The following is a 22,495-nucleotide window of genomic DNA, read 5'->3' as shown; positions in this document are numbered from 1 at the left end:
CCAGGACCGCGAGCATCCCGCCGGGGGGGGGGGCCGCCGCCCCCCCCCCCCCCGGCCCCGCGCCCGCCCCCCCCCCGCCGCCCCCACGGCTGTTGAGCGCCAGTGCCTATTGAACACATGAACTGATAGGCGCCCGCAGGGGTGGAAACCTGGCGAAGATGGGTAAAAACGATGTGGCGCGCGCTCATTCCATGATTCCGTATACCACCGACCCTACGGACCCCGCGTGAGCCCGAGTCGGCGCATCCGAACGCGCCCGGCTCACGGCGGGGCGGGCCGGCCCATCTCTTCCCCCTGCGCTGTTTGCGGAGCCGACCCATGCTCACGACCCTCAAGACTGCCTACACCGACACCCGCGCCGACGACCTCGCCTGGTCCCTGGGGCGGGAGCCGCTCCCGGCCCTGGCCGTGCTCGATCTGCGACTGCGCGAGTTCTCCGTACAGTTGAGGCTGCTCGGGGCCTCCCATCAAGTCCTCATGGAGGGCGAGGAGGGCTCCTGTTCGGAGACCGTGGCCTGTATGTCGGGGAACAGCACCCCGCTGCCGATGGGAGTCTCCACGGTCGTCGACGGCCGCGAGTACGAATTCGCGGCGCGCGTCGAGGAACTGTCGCGCGGTTCGTTCGCGGGGCGCGCGCAGGAACTGCTCGCGCTGGTGGCGGACCATCCACACGGGCTGGCCGGCACCTTCCCCGGCAGTCCGCACGCCTTCACGGCGATGGTCGCGCAATGCCGCGAAGGGGCGCTGAGCTGGCGGACCTGGCACGCCTATCCGCAGGAGGGGCGGCTGGTGGCGACGCGTACATGGGTGGGGGCGCGGGTGGCGGCGGCGCTGTGAAGTCCCCTTCTGGTAGGGGGCTAGGCACGGATGAGCGGCGGGCAATGCATCCGTGTGGGTGACGGGGTGTGAGTGGTGTGTAACGTAGCGTGCCCTTCGTGATCGATTCGCCGGTGCCCGCCGCCCCGAGTACCGCCCCGAGTGTCGCAACGAGTTCCGCGCCGAGCGACACCCCGGGCGCTGCGCCGAGTTCCGCCCCGGGCGCGCCGTCTCCCGCCGAGCCGGAGCGCCCGGCGCCGCTGCCCGTCCCGGCCGGGCTCGGCCGCTTCGTCGTGCTCGGCACCGTCTTCGTCTGCGCCGCCTGCGGGCTCGTCTACGAGCTCGAACTGGTCGCCCTCGCCTCCTATCTGATGGGCGATTCGGTCACCCAGGCGTCCGTCGTGCTGTCGGTCATGGTCTTCGCCATGGGCCTCGGCTCGCTGCTGGCCAAGCGGCTGCGCTGCCGCGCCGCCGTCGGCTTCGGCGCGGTCGAGGCGGTGCTCGCGCTGGTCGGCGGCTGCTCGGCGATGGCGCTGTACGCGTGCTTCGTATGGTCCGGGCAGTCGCGCGCCGCGCTCGTCGGCTTCTCGCTGGCGATCGGGGTGCTGATCGGCGCCGAGGTGCCGCTGCTGATGACCCTCATCCAGCGGGTGCGGCGGCAGGACGCGGGCGGTGCGGTCGCCGATCTGTTCGCGGCGGACTATGTGGGCGCGCTGGTCGGCGGGCTGGCGTTCCCGTTTCTGCTGCTGCCCGCGCTCGGCCAGCTGACCGGCGCGCTGGTGACCGGCGCGGTCAACGCGGTCGCGGGCGGGGCGCTGGTGCTGTGGCTGTTCCGCCGCGATCTGAGCGCGCGGGCGCGGTGGACGCTGGTCGTGACCAATGTGGTGGTGCTCGCGCTGCTGGCCGCCGCCGCGGCGCTGACCCCCGCCTTCGAACGGGCCGCCCGGCGGGCCGTGTACGGGCCGGACATACGGGTCGCCGTACGGACCGGCGTCCAGGAGATCGTGCTGACCGGCGGCGGGGCGGACGGGCGGCCGCTGTCCCTCTTCCTCGACGGCCGGCTGCGGGTCAGCGGGCGCGATGAGCTCCGCTACCACGAGGCGCTGGTCCACCCCGCGATGGCCGGACCGCACCGGCACGTGCTGGTGCTGGGCGGCGGCGACGGACTCGCGGTGCGCGAGGTCCTGCGGTACGGCGGGGTCGGCTCGGTCACCGTGGTCGAAATCGACGCCGAGGTGGTGCGGTTGGCCCGCACCGACCCCGGGCTGACCGCCCTGAACGCGCACGCCTACCGCGACCCGAGGGTGCGGGTGGTCACCGCCGACGCGTTCGACTGGCTGCGCCGGGCGGACGGCGGGGGCGGTGCGTACGACTCGGGAGGCGGGCCTGCCTCGCGTACGCCCGGTGCGTACGACGTGGTGGTCTGCGATCTGCCCGACCCCGGCATCACGCCCAGCACCAAGCTCTACTCCCAGGAGTTCTACGGGCTGGTGGAGCGCGCGCTGGCGCCCGGCGGACGGCTCGCGGTGCACGCGGGAACGCTGAGCGCGAGCCCGCGGGCGTACTGGACGGTCGAGGCGACGGTGCGCTCGGTCGGCCTGCGGACCGCGCCGTACACGGTGGGCAGACAGCCGCCGGGCTCCTCCGGCGAGCCGGACCGCACCCCGGACCGCACCCCGGGCGGGGCCGCCGCGGCGCCGCAGGACTGGGGCTTCGTCCTGGCCGGGCGCGCCCCCGTACGGCTGGGCCTGCCCGGCCACGGCCCGCGCCCGCGGTCCCTCACGCCGGGCGCGCTGCGGGCGGGCGGGCGGGAGGCGGCGCGGCAGCGGGAGCCGGGGCTGCCCGCCTCGACGCTGACGCACCCCCGGTACACGCCATGACGGCACCGCGCACGCCATGACCGCACCGGACCCGCCACGACCTCACCGGCGCAGTCGCCGTATCGCATATCGCCGGGCCGCGGGGAATTCATGGCCGTACACGGGGAAAGTCGCGCCGGAACGGGTCTCACGGGAGGCGCGATGGGTAGTGTCTTGAGCTATGGAGCATGAGGTGTTCGTTCCGCTTCCCGTCGACACCGTCCGGCTGGCGCTCACGGAGTCCGACCGCGTCGCCCGCTGCGTCCCCGGGCTCCAGCAGGACGCCGACGCGGCGGCCGGTCCGCTCGCCGGGCGGCTCCGGGTGCGGATCGGCGGCTCGACCATCACCTACCGCGGCTCGCTGCGGATCGCCGAGCGCGGCGCCGGCTTCGAGGTGGCGGGCGAGGGGACGGAGGCGCGCGGCAGCGGCTCGGTGAAGCTCGCGCTGACCGTGGTGCCCAAGGCCGTGTCCGGCGGGACCGCGCTGGTCTGCTCCGGGACGGTGCGCAGTGAGGGGCGGCTGGCGGAGTTCGACGAGCAGGCGGCCGTCATGGTCGCCCGCCGGCTGCTGGACCGCTTCGGCGCGGCGCTGGCCACCGGCCTGGAGCAGGAGCCGGTCGCCACGCCCGACGATGCCGAGGACGTCGAGGACGTCGAGGACACCGATACGGCCGACGACGGGGTCGCCGTGGACGACGTCGGGGACCTCGACGACATTGACGATCTTGACGATGTCGAGGACGTGGCCGAGGTCGGCGACCTCAGCGAACTGAGCGAGCTCGAAGAGCTGGGCGAGCTCGACGACGAGCCCCCCGCCGAGGCCGCGCACGCGCGCCGCACCATGATCGGCCGCAGCACGGAGGAGGTCGACCACGCCCCGCCGCGCGGCCGCTACGCCCCCGTACCCGCGCCCCAGACCGTGTCCTCCGGTATCGCGCTGCGCTGGGCCGCGCCCGCCGCCGCGGTGGTGCTCGCCTCCGCCGTCGTGGTCAGCCGGATGCTGCGCCGCAGAAAGTGACCGCCGAGGAAAGTGACCGCCGCGGAAGGCTCGGAGAAGGTGAGCGAGGCGCGCGCGGGCGCATAAAGTCGGGGCGTGACCACCGAAGAGAGAACGGATACCCGCGGCGTACGGCTGAGCGCCGGGGATGTCGAGCTGACCGTCGCCCCTGACAACGGCTGCCGCGTCGCCTCGCTGCGCATCGACGGTACGGAGCTGCTGCGGCAGGGCCCGAGGTTCGGATCGTTCCCGATGGTGCCCTGGTGCGGCCGGGTCGAACTCGGGCGGTTCCGCAACGGCGGCCGTAGCCATCAACTGCCCGTGAACGCGCCCCCGCACGCGATCCACGGCACCGGGCGGGAGGTCGCCTGGCGCACGATCAGCGCCGACACCACCGCCGCGGCCTTCGCCTACGACCTCGCCGACCCCTGGCCGTACAGCGGCCGGGTCAGCCAGACCTTCCAGCTGACCCCGGACTCGCTGACCACCACGATGAGCGTGGAGACCGAGGGCGACTCCTTCCCGGCACAGGCGGGCTGGCACCCGTGGTTCCTGCGTGATCTCGGTGAAGAGGCTGGTGACGGCGCCGACGCCGGCGCCGGCGAGGCGGAGATCTCCTTCCAGCCCGAGTGGCAGGAGGAGCGCGGTGAGAACCACCTGCCCACCGGCCGCCGGATCGAGCCCCGACCCGGGCCCTGGGACGACTGCTTCGGCATGCCGGACGGCGTGGACGTCACGCTCACCTGGCCGGGGCGGCTGGAGCTGAAGGTCACCAGCCGCAGCGAGTGGGTCGTGGTCTACGACGAGCAGGCGGAGGCCGTCTGCGTGGAGCCGCAGTCCGGCCCGCCCAACGGTCTGAACACGCTGCCGCGCCTCGTCACCCCCATCGACCCGCTGGAGATGTCCATGACCTGGAGCTGGCGGCGGCTCGCCTGAGTCCCGCCGCGGGGCAGCGTCTAGGCTCATGTGCATGAGCGATGCGCGTGACGCCCTGCTGCAGCAGATCAAGGACAAGGCCGTGGTCCACGGCAAGGTGACCCTCTCCTCCGGTCTTGAGGCCGACTACTACATCGACCTGCGCCGGATCACCCTGGACTCCGAGGCGGCGCCGCTGGTCGGCCAGGTCATGCTCGACACCACGGCCGACCTGGAGTACGACGCGGTGGGTGGGCTCACCCTCGGTGCCGACCCGGTGGCCGCGTCCATGCTGCATATCGCCGCCGCGCGGGGCCGCAAGCTCGACGCCTTCGTCGTGCGCAAGGCCCAGAAGACCCACGGTATGCAGCGGCGTATCGAGGGCCCGGACATCAAGGGCCGCCGGGTGCTGGTGGTCGAGGACACCTCCACCACCGGCGGCTCCCCGCTGACCGCCGTCGAGGCGGCGCGCGAGGCGGGCGCGGAGGTGGTCGCGGTGGCGACGATCGTCGAGCGCGGGGCCGCGCCGGCGATCGCGGAGGCGGGGCTGCGGTACGTACCGGCGTACTCGCTGGCCGACCTCGACCTGGGCTGAGTTGAGCGGCGGTGGTGGTTTCACGTGAAACCACCACCCTCCGTCCGAGTCATCCCGCCGTGCGCCGTGTGGAGCAATCCGCAGAGTCTGGGAGGATGGCCACGACGGCGACGTCGCCCCCACATCCCTTAGGTCAGGGCCAAGAAACAACACCCCGCACATCACAAGGAGCGGACAGATGCCCATCGCATCCCCCGAGATCTACAACGAGATGCTCGACCGGGCGAAGGCAGGCAAGTTCGCCTACCCGGCGATCAACGTGACCTCCACGCAGACTCTGCACGCCGCGCTCCGCGGCTTCGCCGAGGCGGAGAGCGACGGCATCGTCCAGATCTCCACCGGTGGTGCGGAGTTCCTGGGCGGTCAGTACAGCAAGGACATGGTGTCCGGTGCTGTCGCCCTTGCCGAGTTCGCGCACGTCGTCGCCGAGAAGTACCCGGTCAACATCGCCCTGCACACCGACCACTGTCCCAAGGACAAGCTCGACGGGTATGTGCGCCCGCTGATCGCGATCTCCCAGGAGCGCGTCGCGGCCGGGCAGAACCCGCTCTTCCAGTCCCACATGTGGGACGGCTCCGCGGAGAAGCTCGACGAGAACCTTCGGATCGCGCAGGAGCTGCTGGCCGAGGCCGTCAAGGCCAAGATCATCCTTGAGGTCGAGATCACCCCGACCGGCGGCGAGGAAGACGGCGTCACCCACGAGATCAACGACGAGCTGTACACCACCGTCTCCGACGCCGAGCGGACCGCCGAGGCGCTCGGCCTGGGCGAGAAGGGCCGCTACCTGCTGGCCGCCTCCTTCGGCAACGTCCACGGCGTCTACAAGCCCGGCAACGTCGTGCTCCGCCCCGAGCTGCTGCGCGACCTGCAGGACGGCGTGGCGGCGAAGCACGGCAAGACCGACCCGTTCGACTTCGTCTTCCACGGCGGCTCCGGCTCCACGGAGGACGAGATCCGTACCGCGCTGGAGAACGGCGTGGTGAAGATGAACCTCGACACCGACACGCAGTACGCCTTCACCCGCCCGATCGCGGACCACATGTTCCGCAACTACGACGGTGTGCTGAAGGTCGATGGCGAGGTCGGCGACAAGAAGACGTACGACCCGCGCAGCTGGGGCAAGCTGGCCGAGAAGGGCATGGCCGCCCGCGTCACCAAGGCCTGCGCGGACCTGCGCTCCACGGGCACCAAGCTGAAGTAACCCGCGCCGCGGTTTCTCGGCTTCCCCGGGCCCGGCACCCCACCGTGGGGTGCCGGGCCCGCTGGCTTTTCCCCTTCTCCTCCGCCGGCTCTCCCCGCTGCCGAGGTGGCGGGGCGGGACGGGGGCGGGGAGGATCCAGATATGGGTGACTCCGGGCCGGGGCCCGGCCCACGGCGTGAGCATCGCGCTCCGCCCCCCGCGCCGGCGGTGGTGGGCGGGGCCGGGGGCGCGGGCACGATGCGCGTGTCCTCGCCGGTCGGGCGCTGGGTCCTGCTGACCACCGTGCTCGGGTCGGCGATGGCGCTGCTCGACAGCACCGTCGTCAATGTCGCGCTGCCGCATATCGGCCTCGACCTGAACGCCGATCTCCCCGTCCTGCAGTGGACCATCAACGCCTATATGCTCACCCTCGCAGGGCTGATCCTGCTGGGCGGTGCGCTGGGGGACCGGTTCGGGCGGCGGCGGGTCTTCGTCATCGGTGTGGTGTGGTTCTCCGTGGCCTCGCTGCTGTGCGGGCTGGCGCCCGACGCCGGAATGCTCATCGCCTCCCGCGCCCTTCAGGGCATCGGCGGGGCGCTGCTCACACCGGGGTCCCTGGCGCTGATCCAGGCCACCTTCCACCCCGACGACCGCGCGCGGGCGGTCGGCCTGTGGTCCGGATTCGGCGGGGTCGGGGCGGCGATCGGGCCGTTCGTCGGCGGCTGGCTGGTGGACGGACCCGGCTGGCGCTGGGTGTTCTTCCTCAATGTGCCGGTGGCGGCGGTGTGTGTGCCGGTCGCCCTGCGCCATGTGCCCGAGTCCCGCGATCCGCGTGCGCACGGGCGGTTCGACGTCCTGGGCTCCGCGCTGGGCGCGCTCGCGCTCGCCGGGGTGACGTACGCCCTGATCGCCGCGCCCGGCCAGGGCCTCTCGCCCGCCGTGATCATCCCGGCCGTCCTGGGGGTGCTGCTGGGCGTGGCCTTCGTGTACGTGGAGCGGCGGCGGCCGGACCCGATGCTGCCGCTCGACATCTTCGCCTCCCACCAGTTCACCGCCGTCAACGCGGTGACCCTGTGCGTGTACGCGGCGTTCAGCGGCTTCTTCTTCCTGTCCGTGCTCCAGCTCCAGGTGGTCGTCGGCTACTCCGCGCTCGCCGCGGGCACCGCGCTGCTGCCGACCACCGTGCTGATGCTGCTGCTGTCGGCGCGCTCCGGCGAGCTGGGACGGCGTATCGGGCCGCGTATCCCGCTGACCGTCGGCCCGCTGCTGTGCGCGGCCGGAATGCTGCTGATGACACGGGCCGGGGTGGGGGCGGTCTACTGGCGCGATGTGCTGCCCGCGCTGCTGGTGCTGGGCCTGGGCATGGTCGCCCTGGTCGCCCCGCTCACCGCGACCGTACTGGCCTCGGTGGAGGTCGAACGCGCGGGCCTGGCCAGCGGCATCAACAACGCGGCGGCGCGGGCGGCGGGCCTGATCGCGGTGGCGGCGCTGCCGCTGCTGGCCGGTATGGGGCCGGAGGCATACCGCTCGGCGGCCATGTTCTCGGAGACGTTCCGACGCGCCATGCCGATCTGTGCCGGGGTGCTGGTCGTGGGCGCCATCATCGCCTGGTGCACGGTGCGGCCGGATGCGCTGGAGCAGGCGCCCCCGGAGGCCGCCGCCCCGCCCGCCGGTGTGCCACCGGCGGAGAAGGCTGCGGAGGTTACGGGGGAAGCCGCGGAGGAGAAGGCTGCCGTGCCGCGGCGGCCGTGCCGCCCCGAGTGCGCGTACCACTGCGGCGTCGGCGCCCCGCCACTGGACCCCGGCGATCTGGGCAACCCCGGCGGCCCGGGCACCTGAGCACGCCGGGCGGGCCCGGGCGGCCCCGGCGGACCGGGCAACCCTCGCGGTCCCGCCCCGCCCCGCCGCACCCGCCCCGCCGCACCCGCCCCGCCGCACCCGCCCCGCCGCCCCGCGCCGCGCTGCGCGCGCGGCCCGGGCCGCTGACCCGCCGAGCGGGTGTTCCGGACGTGCCCCGCCCGGCCGCGGACCAGGCAGACTGGGGGTCATGGCCATTCATGAGAACCTGCTCGGGGGACCGCCCCCGACCCAGCTGCCCGATGACCCCGAGCCGCGTGAGCTGCTTGCCTCCGGTGCCGCTCCGACCGAGGTCGCGGCGAAGTACCCGGCCTCCTCACTCGCCTGGGCGCAGCTCGCCGACGAGGCGTTCGAGGCCGGACGCGTGGTGGAGTCGTACGCGTACGCGCGTACCGGATACCACCGTGGGCTGGACGCGCTGCGGCGCAACGGCTGGAAGGGGCATGGGCCCGTGCCCTTCGAGCACGAGCCCAATCGCGGTTTTCTGCGTGCCCTGCATGCGCTGGCCCGCGCCGCCCAGGCGATCGGCGAGCAGGAGGAATACGAGCGCTGCTCGACGTTCCTGCGGGAGAGCTCCCCGACGGCGGCGGACACCCTCTCCTGAGGTCCTGAGGTCCTGAGGTCCTGGTCCTGAGGCCTGGCCGACAGCGCACTTGCGGATGAGTGCGCACGACACGCATGATGCGCTCGGGACCCGCCCATGGCGGGTCCCGAGGGGACCGGGGCTCCGAGCCGAGTACGAAGGGGCGGACCGCTACCCGGTAGCAGCATTCTCAGGAGACGGCGATGTCGCATCAGCCTGCCCCGCACGAAGCCGAGCCGGACACCCCGAATCTCGACTTCCAAGGCACGACCCCCTACGAGGACTACGTCCAGGCGTCCGTGCTCACCCACCTCCAGCACCCGCTCTCCGACGACCCCGGAGAGATGGTTTTCCTGGTCACCACCCAGGTCATGGAGCTGTGGTTCACCGTGATCGTCCACGAGTGGCACACCGCCGCGCAGGCGCTGCGCGAGGACGATCTGCCCACCGCGCTGGCCGCGCTCAAGCGCTCCACGTACGAGCTCGAATCGCTCAACGCGTCGTGGAAGCCGCTCGCGCATCTCACGCCCGGCCAGTTCAACTCCTACCGCTCCGCGCTCGGCGAGGGCTCCGGCTTCCAGTCCGCGATGTACCGGCGGATGGAGTTTCTGCTCGGTGAGAAGTCCGCGTCGATGCTCGTCCCGCACCGGGGCGCGCCGCGCGTGCACGCGGAGCTGGAGAAGGCCCTGACCGAGCCCAGCCTGTACGACGAGGTGCTGGGCTATCTCGCCCGCCAGGGCTTCGCGGTCCCCGACTCCGTGCTGGACCGCGATCCCACGCGGCGGTACGAGCCGGACACCGCGGTCGAGCGGGTGTGGCAGGAGATCTACTCCGGACCGGACGACACGGCGGCGGCCCGTCTGGGCGAGGCGCTGACCGAGGTCGCCGAGCTGGTGTGGCGCTGGCGTAACGACCATCTCGTCGCGACCCGGCGGGCCATGGGTGCCAAGGCCGGTACGGGGGGCTCGGCGGGGGTCGCCTGGCTGGAGAAGCGGGCGGCGAAGAACGTCTTCCCCGAGCTGTGGACGGCGCGCAGCCATGTCTGAGCCGAACGCGTCCGCAACCGCCTCCCTGGCCGAGGAGGCGGCGAAGCTGGACGCCGCCGACGAGCTGCGCGCCAAGCGAGCCGACTTCGTCCTCGACGACACGATCTACCTCGACGGCAACTCGCTCGGCGCCCTGCCGGCCGCCGTCCCCGCCCGGCTGGCCGATGTCGTGGCCCGCGAGTGGGGGCAGCTGCGCATCCGGTCCTGGGAGGAGAGCGGCTGGTGGACCGCGCCGGAGCGGATCGGCGATCGCGTCGGGCGGATCGTCGGCGCCGCGCCCGGACAGGTGGTGGTCACCGATTCGACCAGCGTCAATGTCTTCAAGGCCCTCGTCGGCGGCGTACGGATCGTCCAGGGGCGGCCGGCGGGGCGCGATGCGGTCCGGGATGAAATTCTCGTCGACGAGTCCACCTTTCCCACCGACGGCTATATCGCCGAGTCCGCCGCCCGGCTGACCGGCTGCACCCTGCGGCCCGTACCCGCCCCCGAGATGGCCGCCGCCGTCGGCCCGCGCACCGCCGTCGCGCTCGTCAACCACGTCAACTACCGCACCGGCCGCCTCCACGACCTGCCCGGCACCACGGCGGCCGTGCACGCCGCGGGCGCCCTCGTCGTCTGGGACCTGTGCCACAGCGCGGGCGCGCTGCCGGTCGGGCTCGATGCGCACGGGGTCGACCTCGCGGTCGGCTGTACGTACAAGTACCTCAACGGCGGACCCGGTTCGCCCGCCTATCTGTACGTCGCCCGTGAGCACCAGCCCCGCTTCGACTCCCCGCTGCCCGGCTGGAACTCCCACGCCGACCCGTTCGGCATGGCGCCCGCGTACACCCCGGCCGACGGCGCCGTCCGTGGCCGGGTCGGCACCCCCGACATCCTGTCCATGCTCGCGCTGGAGGCCGCGCTGGACGTCTGGGACGGCGTCTCGACGGACGCCGTACGGGCCAAGAGCCTCGCCCTCACGGACTTCTTCCTGCGCTGCGTCGAGGCATACGTCCCGGCGGGGCGCGTCGAGTCCGTCACCCCCGCCGCGCATGAGCGGCGCGGCAGCCAGATCGCGCTGCGCTGCGCCGATGCGGGCGAGGTGATGGCCGAGCTCATCCGCCGCGGCGTCGTGGGCGACTTCCGCCGCCCCGATGTGCTGCGTTTCGGCTTCACCCCGCTCTACACGGGCTTCGCCGACACGGAGCGCGCGGCGCGCGTGCTGGCCGCGGTGCTGGCGGGCGAGCCGGATGAGCCGGGCGCGCCGGGGGAGGTGGCCTAGCCGTGCCACGCCGCCGCGCCTGGTCATGCGTGGGGCATCACCCGGTGTGGCCGGACGCACCGATGACCGGCCAGGCCGCCCCGGCCGGCCCGGCGGCGTCCGCCGAGGCCGAGGAGGCGTCCCTCTTCGGCCTCGCGCCCGTGTCCCCTGACCGCGTCGCAGCGTACGGGGACCACCGTGACCAGGTGGTCGACTTCTATCTGCCCGAGGTGGAGGCGGAGGCGGGCGCGGCGGCGCTGCCCGCCCCGCTGGTGCTGCTGTTCCACGGCGGCGCCTGGCGCGCCCCGTACGACCGGCGTCATATCTCGCCGTTCGCCGCGTATCTGGCGGGGCGCGGGTTCGTGGTGGCGTCGGTGGAGTACCGCCGGGGCGGCCCGGACGGGGGAGACGGCTCCCCGCCGCGGGCCGGGCGGTGGCCGGAGACGCTGGACGACATCGCGGCCGCCGTGGACACCGTGCCCGGGCTCGCGCGGGGTCTGGCGCTGCCCGTGGACCTCGCGCGCGTGGTGCTCGTGGGGCACTCGGCGGGCGGGCATGCCGCGCTGTGGGCCGCGGCCCGCCATGTCCTGCCGCCGGACTGCCCCTGGCATCTCCCCTCGCCTCCTCCCGTGTGCGGCGTGGTCGCCCTCGCCCCCATCGCGGACTTCGCCACCGCCCGCGAGCTGCGGGTGTGCTCCGATGCCGTCAGCCAGTTCCTCGACCTCGACATCCCCGGCAACCAGGCCCACCACCAGGACCGGCTGCCGCTCGCCGATCCCGCCGCGCTGCTCCCCACCGCCGTCCCCACCGCCATCGTGCAGGGCGCCACCGACATCGACGTCCCGCCGCAGGTGGCGCACGCGTTCACGGAGACCGCGCGGCGCGCCGGACAGCCGGTCCGGGCGGTGCGCCTCGCCTCCACCGGGCACTTCCCGCTGATCGACCCCACGGCTGCCGCCGTACGCACGGTCGCCGACGAGATCGCCCACGTCGCCCGTAACACCCGTAACACCCGCCGCTGAGGCGATTGAAAAGGAAGTAGCTCCCCGGCATGAGCAGCAGCGCAGCCCCCGCCCCCGTCTTCGACCCCTGGCAGCCCTCCTTCGTCGCCGACCCCTACCCGGCATACGCGGCGCTGCGCGAGCGTGGCCGCGCGCACTATTTCGAGGCTTCCCGGCAGTGGCTGATCCCGCGCCACGAGGACGTCCGCGCCCTGCTGCGGGACCGCCGCCTCGGCCGTACCTATCTGCACCGTTTCAGCCACGAGGAGTTCGGCCGCACCGCCCCGCCGCCCGAGCACGAGCCGTTCCATACGCTCAACGACCACGGGATGCTGGACCTGGAGCCGCCGGACCACACCCGGCTGCGCCGTCTGGTGTCCAAGGCGTTCACGCCGCGTACGGTCGACCGGTTGGCGCCGGTCGTCGAGCGGCTGGCGGACGAGCTCGTGGAGGCGTTCGTCGCCGAGGGCGGTGGCGATCTTGTCGCCGCGGTCGCCGAGCCCCTGCCGGTGGCCGTCATCGCCGAGATGCTGGGCATTCCGCCGGCCGACCGGGCGCAGCTGCGCCCCTGGTCGGCGGATATCTGCGGGATGTTCGAGCTGAACCCGAGCGACGAGGCCGCGCGGCGCGCGGTCCGTGCCTCCGTCGAGTTCTCGGCGTATCTGCGTGAGCTGATCGCCGCGCGCCGCCGGGCCCCGGGGGAGGATCTGATCAGCGGGCTCGTCGCGGCGTACGACGAGGGGGACCGGCTCACCGAGCAGGAGATGATCTCCACCTGTGTGCTGCTGCTGAACGCCGGTCACGAGGCCACGGTCAACTCCACGGGCAACGGCTGGCTGGCCCTCTTCCGCCACCCCGATCAGCTCGCGCTGCTGCGGTCCGACCCCGGTGCGCTGCTGCCCACCGCCGTCGACGAGCTGCTGCGCTACGACACGCCGCTGCAGCTGTTCGAGCGGTGGGTGCTGGACGATATCGAGGTCGGCGGGACGGTCATCCCGCGCGGCAGTGAGGTGGCGCTCCTCTTCGGTTCGGCCAACCGGGATCCGGAGCGCTTCCCCGACCCCGACCGGCTGGATCTGTCCCGTACGGACAACGCCCACTTCACCTTCGGCGGCGGCATCCACTACTGCCTGGGCGCGCCCCTGGCCCGCCTCGAACTGGCCGCGTCCTTCGGCGCGCTGCTGCGCAGGGCGCCCGGGCTGCGGCTGGTCGCGGAGCCGCGGTGGAATCCCGGGTTCGTCATCCGGGGGCTGCGGGAGCTGCTGGTCGAGGTCTGAACGCGCGAACTCTCAAACGCGCGAACTCTCAAACGGTAGAACCCCCGTCGTCATCCACAGCCTGTGGACGACGACGGGGGTTCTACCGTTCGAGGACCGGTCGACCCGTCAGCTGGTCATGTCCCGCCGCCGCAGCCCCCACAGCCCCGCGGCAGTCAGCACGGCCGACAGCAGGAGCAGCAGGACGAAGGGCGTCGCCGAGACGCTTTCCCCCGGGAGATTCGGCAGATGGCCGAAGGGGGAGAGGTCCAGGACGGCCTGCGGCACTTCGAGCGCAGGGCCGAGCCAGCCGAGGGCGACGACCACGCCGACCACGCCCCAGCCGACGGGAATCGTGTACGAGGGCAGCAGGCCGAACAGGAGCACCAGCACGCTGGTGACCACCCACACCGCCGGGATCTGGGCGAGCGAGGCGCCCAGGACGCGCGGCAGCTGGCCGCCCAGGTCGTCGGTCGCGGCCCCGTAGACCAGGCCCATCGCGAGGCCGCCGACGGCCAGGACGAGGACCGGGCCGAGGTAGGCGATGACGAGGTGGCTCGCGGCCCACCGCAGCCGGCCGACGGCGTTGGCCAGCAGCGGTTCGGCGCGCTGTTCGGTCTCCTCGGTGCGCAGTCGCAGCACCGCGCTGGCGGCGTAGATCGTGAGGACCACGCCGAGGACGGCGACCATGGCGGCCAGGAAGGCGTCGGAGAGGTTCTGCGCCCCGCCCATGCGCTCGATGATGTCGCGGTTCTTCTCGCTGTCCCCGACGATGTCGTCGGCGCCGTTCGCCACGCCGCCGAGGCCGGCCGCGGAGAGGGCGATGCCGAGCACCCAGCCCAGCAGGGTGCCGCGCTGGAGGCGCCAGGCCAGGCCGTACGCGCCCTGGAGGGAGCTTCCGGCGGCGGGCGGGCCGGGGCGGGAGGCGAGGAAGCTGGCGCCGATGTCGCGGCGGCCCGCGAGGGTGTAGGCGAGGCCGAAGGTGACGGCGGTGAAGGCGGCCAGCAGGAGCAGCGCCCACCACCGCTCGTTCGCGAACGGCCGGGCGTACTCCGCCCAGCCGATGGGCGAGAGCCACACCAGCACATTGCTGGAGCCGTCCGACGCGTCGCCGGCCGCGTCGCCGATCAGCCGCAGCATGTACGCGACGCCGACGGCGCCGGCGGCCAGGCCCCTGGCCAGCCGCGTGTTCTCGGTGATCTGGGCGGTGAGGGCGGCCACCCCGCCGAAGGCCATACCGGTCAGCCCGACGCCCAGGCCCAGGGCGAGCGCGCCCTTGCCGCCCTGGCCCGCGAGGGTGGCCATGATCAGCAGGGTCAGGGCGGCGTTGGCGATGGCCACGGTGAGCAGGGCGGAGGTCAGTCCGGCGCGGCGGCCGACCATACCGGCGGACAGCGCCTCCTGGCGGCCCGACTCCTCCTCCTCGCGGGTGTGCCTGATCACCAGCAGCAGGCTCATGATCCCCGCGAAGGCCGCGAGGAAGACGCCCACGCGCCAGGCGGTGAGGGCGCCGTACGAGTCGCCGAACGCGACGCCGAGCATCGACCGCATCGAGTCGTTGCCGTTCATGTCGCTGACGACCTTGGCCCGGTCGGCGGCCGTGTCGTAGGTGGTCTTGAGCCGGCTGAGCGTGCTGTTGCCGCTCAGGCCGATGACCAGCACCCACACCGGGATCATGACCCGGTCGCGGCGCAGCGCGAGCCGCAGCAGGGTGCGGGTGCCGGCCAGGTCGCGGGAGCCGGTGCGCCCGGGGGCCGCGACGCGGGCGTCGGCTACGGCGGTCATCGGGCGACCGCCTCTGCCTCGTCGCGGATGTCGTCCTGGTAGTGGCGCAGGAAGAGCTCTTCCAGGGTGGGCGGGGTGGAGATGAGGCTGCGCACGCCCGACTCGCTGAGCTGCCGCAGCACGGCGTCCAGCTTGTCGGTGTCGACCTGGAGCTTGACGCGCTTGCCCTGGACGTCGAGGCCGTGGATGCCGGGGAGGGCGGAAAGGCCGTTGGGCGGGCCGGACAGTTCGGCGGTGACGGAGGTGCGGGTGAGGTGGCGGAGCTCGGCGAGTGAGCCGGTCTCGACGGTGCGGCCCTTGCGGATGATGCTGACCCGGTCGCAGAGCGCCTCGACCTCGCTGAGGATGTGGCTCGACAGCAGCACCGTACGGCCCCGCTCCCGCTCCTCGATCACACAGTCCCGGAAGACCTCCTCCATGAGGGGGTCGAGCCCGGAGGTGGGCTCGTCCAGGATCAGCAGGTCGACGTCCGAGGCGAAGGCGGCGACCAGCGCGACCTTCTGCCGGTTGCCTTTGGAGTAGGTGCGTCCCTTCTTGGTGGGGTCGAGCTCGAACCGCTCCAGCAGCTCGGTGCGCCGGTCCTGGTCGAGGCCGCCGCGCAGCCGCCCGTACAGGTCGATGACCTCGCCGCCGCTGAGGTTGCGCCACAGGGTGACGTCGCCGGGTACGTAGGCGATGCGGCGGTGCAGCTCGACCGCGTCGTGCCAGGGATCCTTGCCCAGCAGCTGGACCGCTCCGCCGTCCGCGCGCAGAAGGCCGAGCAGAACGCGGATGGTGGTGGACTTCCCGGCCCCGTTGGGCCCGAGGAAGCCGTGGACTTCGCCTGTCTCGACCTCCAGGTCGAGGCCGTCCAACGCATGGGTACGGCCGAATGACTTGTGGAGGCCGGAGGTGGAGATTGCCGTTGTCATGCTTTTGAAGCTACGCTAGTTTCACAAATTTGTGAAGTTAGAGAAGCGTATAAACTGATATCGAAGAGGCAACGGAGGGAGATGATGAGGCGGTGACGGAGGTGGCGCAGGAGGAGAACGCGCGCGAGGGCATGGACGGCGGTACGGGCGCGGGCACGGGCGCGGACGTTGTGCGCGACGACGAGGCGGTAACGCGGTTCGTCGAGCGATTCGCCATGGATATGACCGAAGCCGGGATGCAGCGGATGGGCGCGCGGGTCCTCGCCGCCCTGCTCGTCTCCGACTCCGGCAAGGCCACCGCCGCCGAGATCGCCCAGCAGCTGCGGATCAGCCCCGCCGCGGTGTCGGGCGCGGTCCGCTATCTCTCCCAGCTGGATCTGATCACGCGCGAGCGCGAGCCGGGCTCGCGGCGCGACTCCTACCGCCTCTACAACGAGGTCTGGTACGAGGCCGTGGCCCACCGCGACTCCGTCATCGCTCGCTGGACGAACACGATGCGGGACGGCGCGCGGGCGCTCGGCCCGCACACCCCGGCGGGGGCACGGGCGAACAAGTCCGCGGACTTCTACGAGTTCATGCAGAAGGAACTGGTCGACATGCTGGCGCGCTGGCGGGCCCACGAGGAGAGCGGCCAGCGGGGGACGCGGGAGATACCGCGGGTGGGAGAACAGAAGAACGGAGAAACGTAACCGCGTCGGCACCCGGTCAGCCCCCCGGAGGGAGCATCAGCCGCCATGCCTCGGTGAGGACCGTCCAGGTACGGGTGCGCACCGGGCCGCGGGTCAGGGTGTCCGCGTGGTAACGGAAGTCCGGACCCGAGACGGTGACCGCGCGGGCCCGCGCGCGGACCGGGCCCGATCCGGATCCGACGCACGGGTGCACCACGACCTCGGCCAGCCCGCCGCGGCCCGCCGCTGCCGTGGACACCGAGACCCGCTCGACCGGCCGGTCCAGATCCGCCAGCAGCACCCCGTCCGCCTCCACCCGCAGCCGCTGCGCGGGCGGCCGGGTCCGCCGCCGGGAGCCGCCCAGGCCGCCGCCCGGCAGCGACAGCAGCGTCAGCGCGGTACGCGCGGTACGGGCCGCGGGGGTCCACCACGGCTTCTGGCCGCCGTCGTACGCGCCCGCGCCGCCGCCCGAGCCGCTGCTTGAGCCGCCGCCCGAGCCGCCGCTCGTCCCGCTTCCGTCCCCGCCCTCGCCCGCGTCTCTGTCTACGCCGTCTACGCCCCCGTCCGCGCCTCCCGGCTGCTCCCCGCCGAAGATCCGCAGGCCCCCGAGGACCACCCCGCCGCTCTCGTCGACCAGCAGGTCACGCCGGTGCTCGGTGCCGTCGAGCGCCGTACGCGCCGCGCTCACCGCGTCCGTCGGCAGGCCCAGGGCGCGGGCCAGGGCCACCGTGGCCGAGCCGCCCACCGGCACCACCGACAGCGCCGCGTCCGCCAGCTCCCGCTTGCGGTGCAGCAGCTCCACGGTGCGCAGCAGGGCCCGGTGGTCACCGACCACGACGGGCCGGCGGCTGCCACGGCGGGCGAGCGCCCGCTCGACCTCGTCGGGCCCCTCCGGCAGGCAGATTTTCGCGGACGCGCCCGCACACAGCACATCTTTCGCGATCCGCACCGACTCCCCGTCGGTTCGACGGGCGGTGGGGTCGATGAGCACAAGCAGGGGGTGCCCCCGGACGGCGTCCGGGGAAACCTGCCAGGGATCTGGAGCCGACACCTCGGTCCTTCCTCAGGTAATCTCTCGGTGCAAGAGCCCCTGTCGCTGTTGCGCCAGGGGCTTCGTCTATCCGGGGCACCGGTTCGACGGCTCTTGTGGTGGCACAAGCCACCGCGCACGTTGGACATGCCCCGCCCGGAAGGGGTGTACGCCTGTGCCCGCACTTGTGCTGCTCGGTGCTCAGTGGGGTGATGAAGGCAAGGGAAAGGCCACCGACCTGCTCGGTGGCTCGGTGGATTATGTGGTGCGCTACCAGGGCGGCAACAACGCCGGCCACACGGTCGTCGTCGGCGACCAGAAGTACGCGCTCCACCTCCTCCCTTCCGGAATCCTCTCCCCGGGATGCACCCCGGTCATCGGCAACGGCGTCGTCGTGGACCCGGCGGTCCTGCTCTCCGAGCTGAGCGGGCTGAACGCGCGCGGCATCGACACGTCCAAGCTGCTGATCAGCGGTAACGCGCATCTGATCACTCCGTATCACACCACCCTCGACAAGGTGACCGAACGCTTCCTCGGAAAGCGCAAGATCGGCACCACCGGCCGGGGCATCGGCCCGGCGTACGCCGACAAGATCAACCGTGTCGGCATCCGGGTGCAGGACATCTTCGACGAGTCGATCCTGCGGCAGAAGGTCGAGGCGGCCCTCGACTTCAAGAACCAGGTCCTCGCCAAGCTGTACAACCGGCGCGCCATCGCCATCGAGCAGGTCGTCGAGGAGCTGCTGGGCTATGCCGACCAGCTCAGCGGCTTTGTCGCGGACACCACGCTGCTCCTGAACAACGCCATCGACGACGGCAAGGTCGTCCTCTTCGAGGGCGGCCAGGGCACGCTGCTCGATGTCGACCACGGCACGTATCCCTTCGTCACCTCCTCGAACCCCACCGCGGGCGGTGCCTGTACGGGGACCGGGGTCGGCCCGACGAAGATCAACCGCGTGATCGGGATCCTCAAGGCCTACACCACGCGCGTGGGCGCGGGCCCCTTCCCGACCGAGCTGCTCGACGAGGACGGCGAGAAGCTGCGCACCATCGGCGGCGAGCGGGGCGTGACGACCGGCCGCGACCGGCGCTGCGGCTGGTTCGACGCGGTCATCGCGCGATATGCGACCCGGGTCAACGGCCTGACCGACTTCTTCCTCACCAAGCTGGACGTGCTGACCGGCTGGGAGCAGATTCCGGTGTGCGTCGCGTACGAGATCGACGGCAAGCGGGTCGACGAGCTGCCGTACAGCCAGACCGACTTCCACCACGCGAAGCCGATCTACGAGACGCTGCCGGGGTGGTCGGAGGACATCACCCAGGCCAAGTCCTTCGACCAGCTGCCGAAGAACGCGCAGAAGTACGTATCGGCGCTGGAGGAGATGTCGGGCGCGCCCATCTCGGCGATCGGCGTCGGACCGGGCCGCGACGAGACGATCCAGATCAACTCGTTCCTGTGATGAGCCGCTGAGGTGCGGCCTTGAGCCTGTGAGCCACGGCAAGCCCGTGAGCCACGGCCGCACCTCAGGGGCCACGGCCCGAAGGGCCTCCTAGCGCATGACGGGAGGCCCGAAGGCCGCCCCTTCCGGCTGCCACTGCTGGGGCTGCTGCATCTTGGTGATACGGGCCACCACGGCCATCGCGAGCACGGACGCGGGGATCGTGACCAGATCGTCGAAGATGGCCAGGCCGGCGACGACCTGGTTGTCCTCGGGCGACCGGGCCAGGGCCTCCGCCAGCGTCGAGACGGCGACGATGACGAACATCGTCACGTACAGCACCCACCACCAGTTCAGCACCGCGCGGGAGGCGGGCCGGGTGCCCGGGGCGGTGCTGGAGGTCCAGATGTCGTTGGCCATCTGCTTGGGCATCCACAGCTGGGCGACCGGGATGAACCACGAGCCGATCGCCATACCGCTGTCGTAGCGCTGGCGGCCGGGCGCGAGGAAGGTGGCGTTCAGGTACACGCGCCGGAACCACACCGGGAACGTCACGACGAGCACGATCGCCAGCACCCCGGTGAAGACCTCGAAGATCTCCAAGGAGTTCTTGGCGTCGTTGATCGCCCCCTTGGCATCGCTGCCGGCCAGGTAGTCGTCGTACGCGCTGAACAGCGTGCCGCTCAGGCCCAGATGGGCGACGGACAGCAGCGCGAAGGCGCCGAGCAGCCATCTCAGGGCGGAGCCCAGGCCCCGCGAGGTCCGCAGGCTCCGGGCGGGCGGGGAGGAGATGGGGCCCGGGAAGTGGTGGTGGGCGGCGCCCGGCCAGGGCTGCCCGGCTCCGCCGGCCATCGGATATCCGGGCTGGGCGCCGGAGGCGGGGTAGCCGGCCGCGCCGGGTGTGGCGGGGGTCGCGTAACCGCTCGGCGTCCCGGGCGTCGCCGGGCCGGGCGCAGCGGCGCCCACGGACCCGATCGGCCCGGTGGTCCGCAGGGTGGCGGTGTCGGAGTCCGTCGCTGACTCGTCGGAGTCTGCTTCCATCTCGAGCAACTGGAGCGCGTCCCGCCCGAGTTTGGCCAGCAGTTCGCCCGGCAGCCAGGTGCCCGCCGTGGCCGGGCCGACCTCCGGGGCCGTACGCGCCACCACGTCCTCGACCGAGAGCCGGACGGCCGGGTCCTTGTGCAGACAGCCGGTGACCAGCTCGCGCAGCCCCTCCGGCAGGCCCGCGAGGTCGGGCTCCTCCTGGGCTATCCGGTACAGCAGGGCGTGCACCCCGCTGGTCACATTGCCGAACGGCTGCCGGCCGGTGGCCGCGAACGCCAGCACCGACCCGAGGCAGAAGACATCGCTCGCGGTCGTCACGGTCTCGCCGCGCACCTGCTCGGGCGACATGAAGCCGGGCGAGCCGACGACCCCGCCCGCCACCGTCAGATTGGTGCCCACACCGGCGATGGTCTCCAGCGCCCGCGCGATGCCGAAGTCGATGACGCGCGGCCCGTCGATGGTGATCAGGATGTTGGAGGGCTTGAGATCGCGGTGGATCAGCCCGGCGCCGTGGATATCGCGGAGCGCGAGGGCCAGTCCGTGCGCGAGGGTCCGTACGGAGTGCTCGGGCAGCGCCCCGAACTGCTCGGCGACGACGTCGTGCAGGGAGGGGCCGCCGATATAGCCGGTGGCCACCCAGGGAACCTCGGCCTCGGTGTCGGCGTCCAGGACGGGCGCGGTCCACTGTCCGCCGACCCGTCTGGCGGCCGCGACCTCATGCTTGAAGCGGCTGCGGAAGTCGGCGTGGCGGGCCAGTTCGGCCTTCACCAGCTTCACGGCGACCGTGCGACCACGGGCGGAACGGGCCAGGTAGACCCTGCCCATTCCGCCCTCGCCCAGTCGGCCGAGCAGCCGGTACTCGCCTATCCACCGCGGGTCCTGGGCCCCGAGGTTCTCCATTGCGGTGCGGCTCCTGTCCGTGTGCGCTCGGTCGACGACGGGGCGATCGACTGACGTGCGTTCGACTGACGGTCGCTCAGCTTACGCGGGTGAACGTCTGCGTCTTGGTCTCATCGCTGCTGTAGTCGTCCGGATCGTCGTACTGCACCCGGAGTTTGTCAGATCCGTCAGCGGTGAAGGTGAGCATGCTGCTCGCCGGACAGGAATCCGCCGGAGTCTCGTCGACGATCTCGCCGACGCTCAGGACCAGTCCCTTGTCGACCGAGACCAAGATCCGCTTCGACTCGCACTGGTACCTTTCGCTCTCCCCGAGGTCCTCGGTGACCACCGTGCCGATCGCGCCCTGCTTGATGGTGATCTTCAAGGTGGCGCCGGACACCCCGAACGCGTCCTTGGCCAGCCAGGTGCCCAGGTACTTGTCGGGGATCGGCTTGTCGACGGGCTTCGACGGGCTCAGCGTGGCCGAGGCGGAGCCGTCCGAGTTGTTCCAGGCGATGCGGCCGTCGTTGCCGAGCTTCAGGGTCTGTTCCCCGACGGCGCTGCAGTTGTCCGAGGGGATACTGGTGTTCACCTCCTCGTCCTCGATGACCAGAAGGCTCTTCACCTCCTTGAGCGTGGCCTTGCTCGCGCAGAAGGAGTCCGAGGTGGCGGTGAAGGTCTCGATGATCTTCGAACCGGTGGTGCCCTGGCTGATCATGATGCGGCGGATCTTGCCGGTGGCCGAACCGCTCTCCATGATCTCGCCTTCCCAGGCGCCCAGGTACTCGTTGGGGACATCGCCGCTGGAGCCCAGGGACGTCGAGGACGGCTCGGGCGAGGCCGAGTCGTCGCCCTCGGACGGTGACGCCCCGCCCGAGGGCGAGGACTTGGCGGGGGGCGTGTGGGTCATCTTGCTGTAGTCCCGCTTCTTGTCCTTGTCGTCGTTGGAGGCGACGTAGGCGAAGGTGGCCGCGCCCGCGATGACCAGCGTCGCGGCGATGGCGGAGGCGATGATGACCGGCTTGCGCCTGCCGCGCTTGGCGGCGGGCGCGGGTGTGGGCGTGGGCGCGGGGCCGAACGGCCCGCCGGGTCCGCCCGGGCCGCCGGGTGCGCCCGGGCCGCCCAGGCCGACGGAGCCCAGGCCCGCGGGGGGTGTGCTGGGCGTGGCGTCGAAAGAGGTGATCTCCGGCGGCCCGAACGCCTGCGGCGGCGTGGGCGCCGGGTCGGCGGCCTGCGGGGGCATGGCCTGCGGGGTCGCACCGGGCGGGGTCGCGGCAGGAGCCGCGGCCTGCGGAGTGGCGCCCGGCGTGGCGCCCTGCGGCGTCGCGCCCGGAGCCGCGGCCTGTGCCGGCGGGGCGGCCTGTGCCGGCGGGGCGGCCTCCGGGGTCGGCGCGC

The 22,495-nt window shown here is 72.5% G+C and carries 18 protein-coding genes and 1 pseudogene; 14 read left to right on the top strand and 5 right to left on the bottom strand.

All coding sequences use genetic code 11. The features are described from left to right. Nucleotides 1-318 precede the first annotated feature (318 nt). From ACFV2X_RS49410 to ACFV2X_RS49355, 12 genes are all read left to right on the top strand, one after another. Nucleotides 319-837 carry a DUF2617 family protein gene (locus ACFV2X_RS49410; RefSeq protein ID WP_385629443.1) on the top strand — a complete coding sequence of 173 codons (519 nt, stop codon included), beginning with the start codon at nt 319-321 and terminating at the stop codon, nt 835-837. A gap of 98 nt (nt 838-935) precedes the next feature. Continuing rightward, a complete protein-coding gene (locus ACFV2X_RS49405; protein WP_385629440.1) occupies nt 936-2,696 on the top strand; it encodes a polyamine aminopropyltransferase in 1,761 nt (586 codons plus the stop codon). 160 nt (nt 2,697-2,856) lie between these two features. Then, the gene (locus ACFV2X_RS49400) at nt 2,857-3,693 is read left to right on the top strand and encodes an SRPBCC domain-containing protein (RefSeq protein ID WP_385629438.1); all 837 of its coding nucleotides are present in this window, start codon (nt 2,857-2,859) and stop codon (nt 3,691-3,693) included. Between the two features lie 75 nt (nt 3,694-3,768). Then, nucleotides 3,769-4,608, top strand: coding sequence for an aldose 1-epimerase (locus ACFV2X_RS49395; protein WP_385629436.1), 840 nt, complete (start codon nt 3,769-3,771; stop codon nt 4,606-4,608). Nucleotides 4,609-4,636: 28 nt separating this feature from the next. Next, a complete protein-coding gene (pyrE, locus tag ACFV2X_RS49390) occupies nt 4,637-5,182 on the top strand; it encodes an orotate phosphoribosyltransferase (protein WP_385629434.1) in 546 nt (181 codons plus the stop codon). A 178-nt stretch (nt 5,183-5,360) separates the two neighbouring features. Further along, on the top strand, nt 5,361-6,383 hold the full coding sequence (gene fbaA, locus ACFV2X_RS49385; RefSeq protein ID WP_385629431.1) for a class II fructose-bisphosphate aldolase: 1,023 nt from the start codon (nt 5,361-5,363) through the stop codon (nt 6,381-6,383). Nucleotides 6,384-6,620: 237 nt separating this feature from the next. Beyond that, nucleotides 6,621-8,201: an MFS transporter gene (locus ACFV2X_RS49380; protein WP_385629502.1), complete on the top strand. Its 1,581-nt coding sequence runs from the start codon at nt 6,621-6,623 to the stop codon at nt 8,199-8,201. A gap of 208 nt (nt 8,202-8,409) precedes the next feature. After that, nucleotides 8,410-8,823 (top strand): DUF3151 domain-containing protein, encoded by a 414-nt coding sequence (locus tag ACFV2X_RS49375; protein WP_089504690.1) that lies wholly within the window; start codon nt 8,410-8,412, stop codon nt 8,821-8,823. Nucleotides 8,824-9,005: 182 nt separating this feature from the next. Next, the gene (locus ACFV2X_RS49370) at nt 9,006-9,848 is read left to right on the top strand and encodes a tryptophan 2,3-dioxygenase family protein (RefSeq protein WP_385629428.1); all 843 of its coding nucleotides are present in this window, start codon (nt 9,006-9,008) and stop codon (nt 9,846-9,848) included. Further along, a complete protein-coding gene (gene kynU / locus ACFV2X_RS49365) occupies nt 9,841-11,109 on the top strand; it encodes a kynureninase (RefSeq protein ID WP_385629427.1) in 1,269 nt (422 codons plus the stop codon). Before ACFV2X_RS49370 ends, kynU begins: the two co-directional genes overlap by 8 nt. A gap of 62 nt (nt 11,110-11,171) precedes the next feature. Beyond that, nucleotides 11,172-12,110 carry an alpha/beta hydrolase family protein gene (locus tag ACFV2X_RS49360; protein ID WP_385629500.1) on the top strand — a complete coding sequence of 313 codons (939 nt, stop codon included), beginning with the start codon at nt 11,172-11,174 and terminating at the stop codon, nt 12,108-12,110. Nucleotides 12,111-12,139: 29 nt separating this feature from the next. After that, nucleotides 12,140-13,366, top strand: a complete 1,227-nt coding sequence (locus tag ACFV2X_RS49355) for a cytochrome P450 (RefSeq protein ID WP_385629425.1) — start codon at nt 12,140-12,142, stop codon at nt 13,364-13,366. Nucleotides 13,367-13,474: 108 nt separating this feature from the next. Here ACFV2X_RS49355 and ACFV2X_RS49350 read toward each other — a convergent pair whose 3' ends face one another. Both ACFV2X_RS49350 and ACFV2X_RS49345 read right to left on the bottom strand, forming a co-directional pair. Then, nucleotides 13,475-15,130, bottom strand: a complete 1,656-nt coding sequence (locus ACFV2X_RS49350; RefSeq protein WP_385629423.1) for an ABC transporter permease — start codon at nt 15,128-15,130, stop codon at nt 13,475-13,477. Beyond that, a complete protein-coding gene (locus tag ACFV2X_RS49345; RefSeq protein ID WP_385629422.1) occupies nt 15,127-16,041 on the bottom strand; it encodes an ATP-binding cassette domain-containing protein in 915 nt (304 codons plus the stop codon). Before ACFV2X_RS49345 ends, ACFV2X_RS49350 begins: the two co-directional genes overlap by 4 nt. Nucleotides 16,042-16,172: 131 nt before the next feature. Between ACFV2X_RS49345 and ACFV2X_RS49340 the strand changes: the two genes are divergently transcribed. Next, on the top strand, nt 16,173-16,730 hold the full coding sequence (locus ACFV2X_RS49340; RefSeq protein WP_385629498.1) for a GbsR/MarR family transcriptional regulator: 558 nt from the start codon (nt 16,173-16,175) through the stop codon (nt 16,728-16,730). A 16-nt stretch (nt 16,731-16,746) separates the two neighbouring features. Here ACFV2X_RS49340 and ACFV2X_RS49335 read toward each other — a convergent pair whose 3' ends face one another. Continuing rightward, nucleotides 16,747-17,760: a hypothetical protein gene (locus ACFV2X_RS49335; protein ID WP_385629421.1), complete on the bottom strand. Its 1,014-nt coding sequence runs from the start codon at nt 17,758-17,760 to the stop codon at nt 16,747-16,749. Between the two features lie 154 nt (nt 17,761-17,914). Here ACFV2X_RS49335 and ACFV2X_RS49330 point away from each other — a divergent pair, with 154 nt between their 5' ends. Continuing rightward, nucleotides 17,915-19,198: an adenylosuccinate synthase gene (locus tag ACFV2X_RS49330; protein WP_385629418.1), complete on the top strand. Its 1,284-nt coding sequence runs from the start codon at nt 17,915-17,917 to the stop codon at nt 19,196-19,198. 90 nt (nt 19,199-19,288) lie between these two features. Here ACFV2X_RS49330 and ACFV2X_RS49325 read toward each other — a convergent pair whose 3' ends face one another. Next, nucleotides 19,289-21,121 (bottom strand): DUF4328 domain-containing protein, encoded by a 1,833-nt coding sequence (locus ACFV2X_RS49325; protein ID WP_385629415.1) that lies wholly within the window; start codon nt 21,119-21,121, stop codon nt 19,289-19,291. 76 nt (nt 21,122-21,197) lie between these two features. Next, nucleotides 21,198-22,495, bottom strand: a pseudogene (locus ACFV2X_RS49320) (hypothetical protein); the annotation flags it as partial.

Source organism: Streptomyces sp. NPDC059679, from assembly GCF_042734105.1.
Classification (GTDB): Bacteria; Actinomycetota; Actinomycetes; order Streptomycetales; family Streptomycetaceae; genus Streptomyces.
The sequence above is the reverse complement of the archived record's forward strand: the minus strand, read 5'-3'. Positions and strand labels throughout refer to the sequence as shown.

Excerpts from the sequence above, each read along its gene's own strand:
- ACFV2X_RS49410 (WP_385629443.1), top strand. The coding sequence starts at position 319 with ATGCTCACGACCCTCAAGACTGCCTACACCGACACCCGCGCCGACGAC.
- ACFV2X_RS49400 (WP_385629438.1), top strand. The coding sequence starts at position 2,857 with ATGGAGCATGAGGTGTTCGTTCCGCTTCCCGTCGACACCGTCCGGCTG.
- pyrE (WP_385629434.1), top strand. The coding sequence starts at position 4,637 with ATGTGCATGAGCGATGCGCGTGACGCCCTGCTGCAGCAGATCAAGGAC.
- fbaA (WP_385629431.1), top strand. The coding sequence starts at position 5,361 with ATGCCCATCGCATCCCCCGAGATCTACAACGAGATGCTCGACCGGGCG.
- ACFV2X_RS49380 (WP_385629502.1), top strand. The coding sequence starts at position 6,621 with ATGCGCGTGTCCTCGCCGGTCGGGCGCTGGGTCCTGCTGACCACCGTG.
- ACFV2X_RS49375 (WP_089504690.1), top strand. The coding sequence starts at position 8,410 with ATGGCCATTCATGAGAACCTGCTCGGGGGACCGCCCCCGACCCAGCTG.
- ACFV2X_RS49370 (WP_385629428.1), top strand. The coding sequence starts at position 9,006 with ATGTCGCATCAGCCTGCCCCGCACGAAGCCGAGCCGGACACCCCGAAT.
- kynU (WP_385629427.1), top strand. The coding sequence starts at position 9,841 with ATGTCTGAGCCGAACGCGTCCGCAACCGCCTCCCTGGCCGAGGAGGCG.
- ACFV2X_RS49360 (WP_385629500.1), top strand. The coding sequence starts at position 11,172 with ATGACCGGCCAGGCCGCCCCGGCCGGCCCGGCGGCGTCCGCCGAGGCC.
- ACFV2X_RS49355 (WP_385629425.1), top strand. The coding sequence starts at position 12,140 with ATGAGCAGCAGCGCAGCCCCCGCCCCCGTCTTCGACCCCTGGCAGCCC.
- ACFV2X_RS49350 (WP_385629423.1), bottom strand. The coding sequence starts at position 15,130 with ATGACCGCCGTAGCCGACGCCCGCGTCGCGGCCCCCGGGCGCACCGGC.
- ACFV2X_RS49345 (WP_385629422.1), bottom strand. The coding sequence starts at position 16,041 with ATGACAACGGCAATCTCCACCTCCGGCCTCCACAAGTCATTCGGCCGT.
- ACFV2X_RS49340 (WP_385629498.1), top strand. The coding sequence starts at position 16,173 with ATGGACGGCGGTACGGGCGCGGGCACGGGCGCGGACGTTGTGCGCGAC.
- ACFV2X_RS49325 (WP_385629415.1), bottom strand. The coding sequence starts at position 21,121 with ATGGAGAACCTCGGGGCCCAGGACCCGCGGTGGATAGGCGAGTACCGG.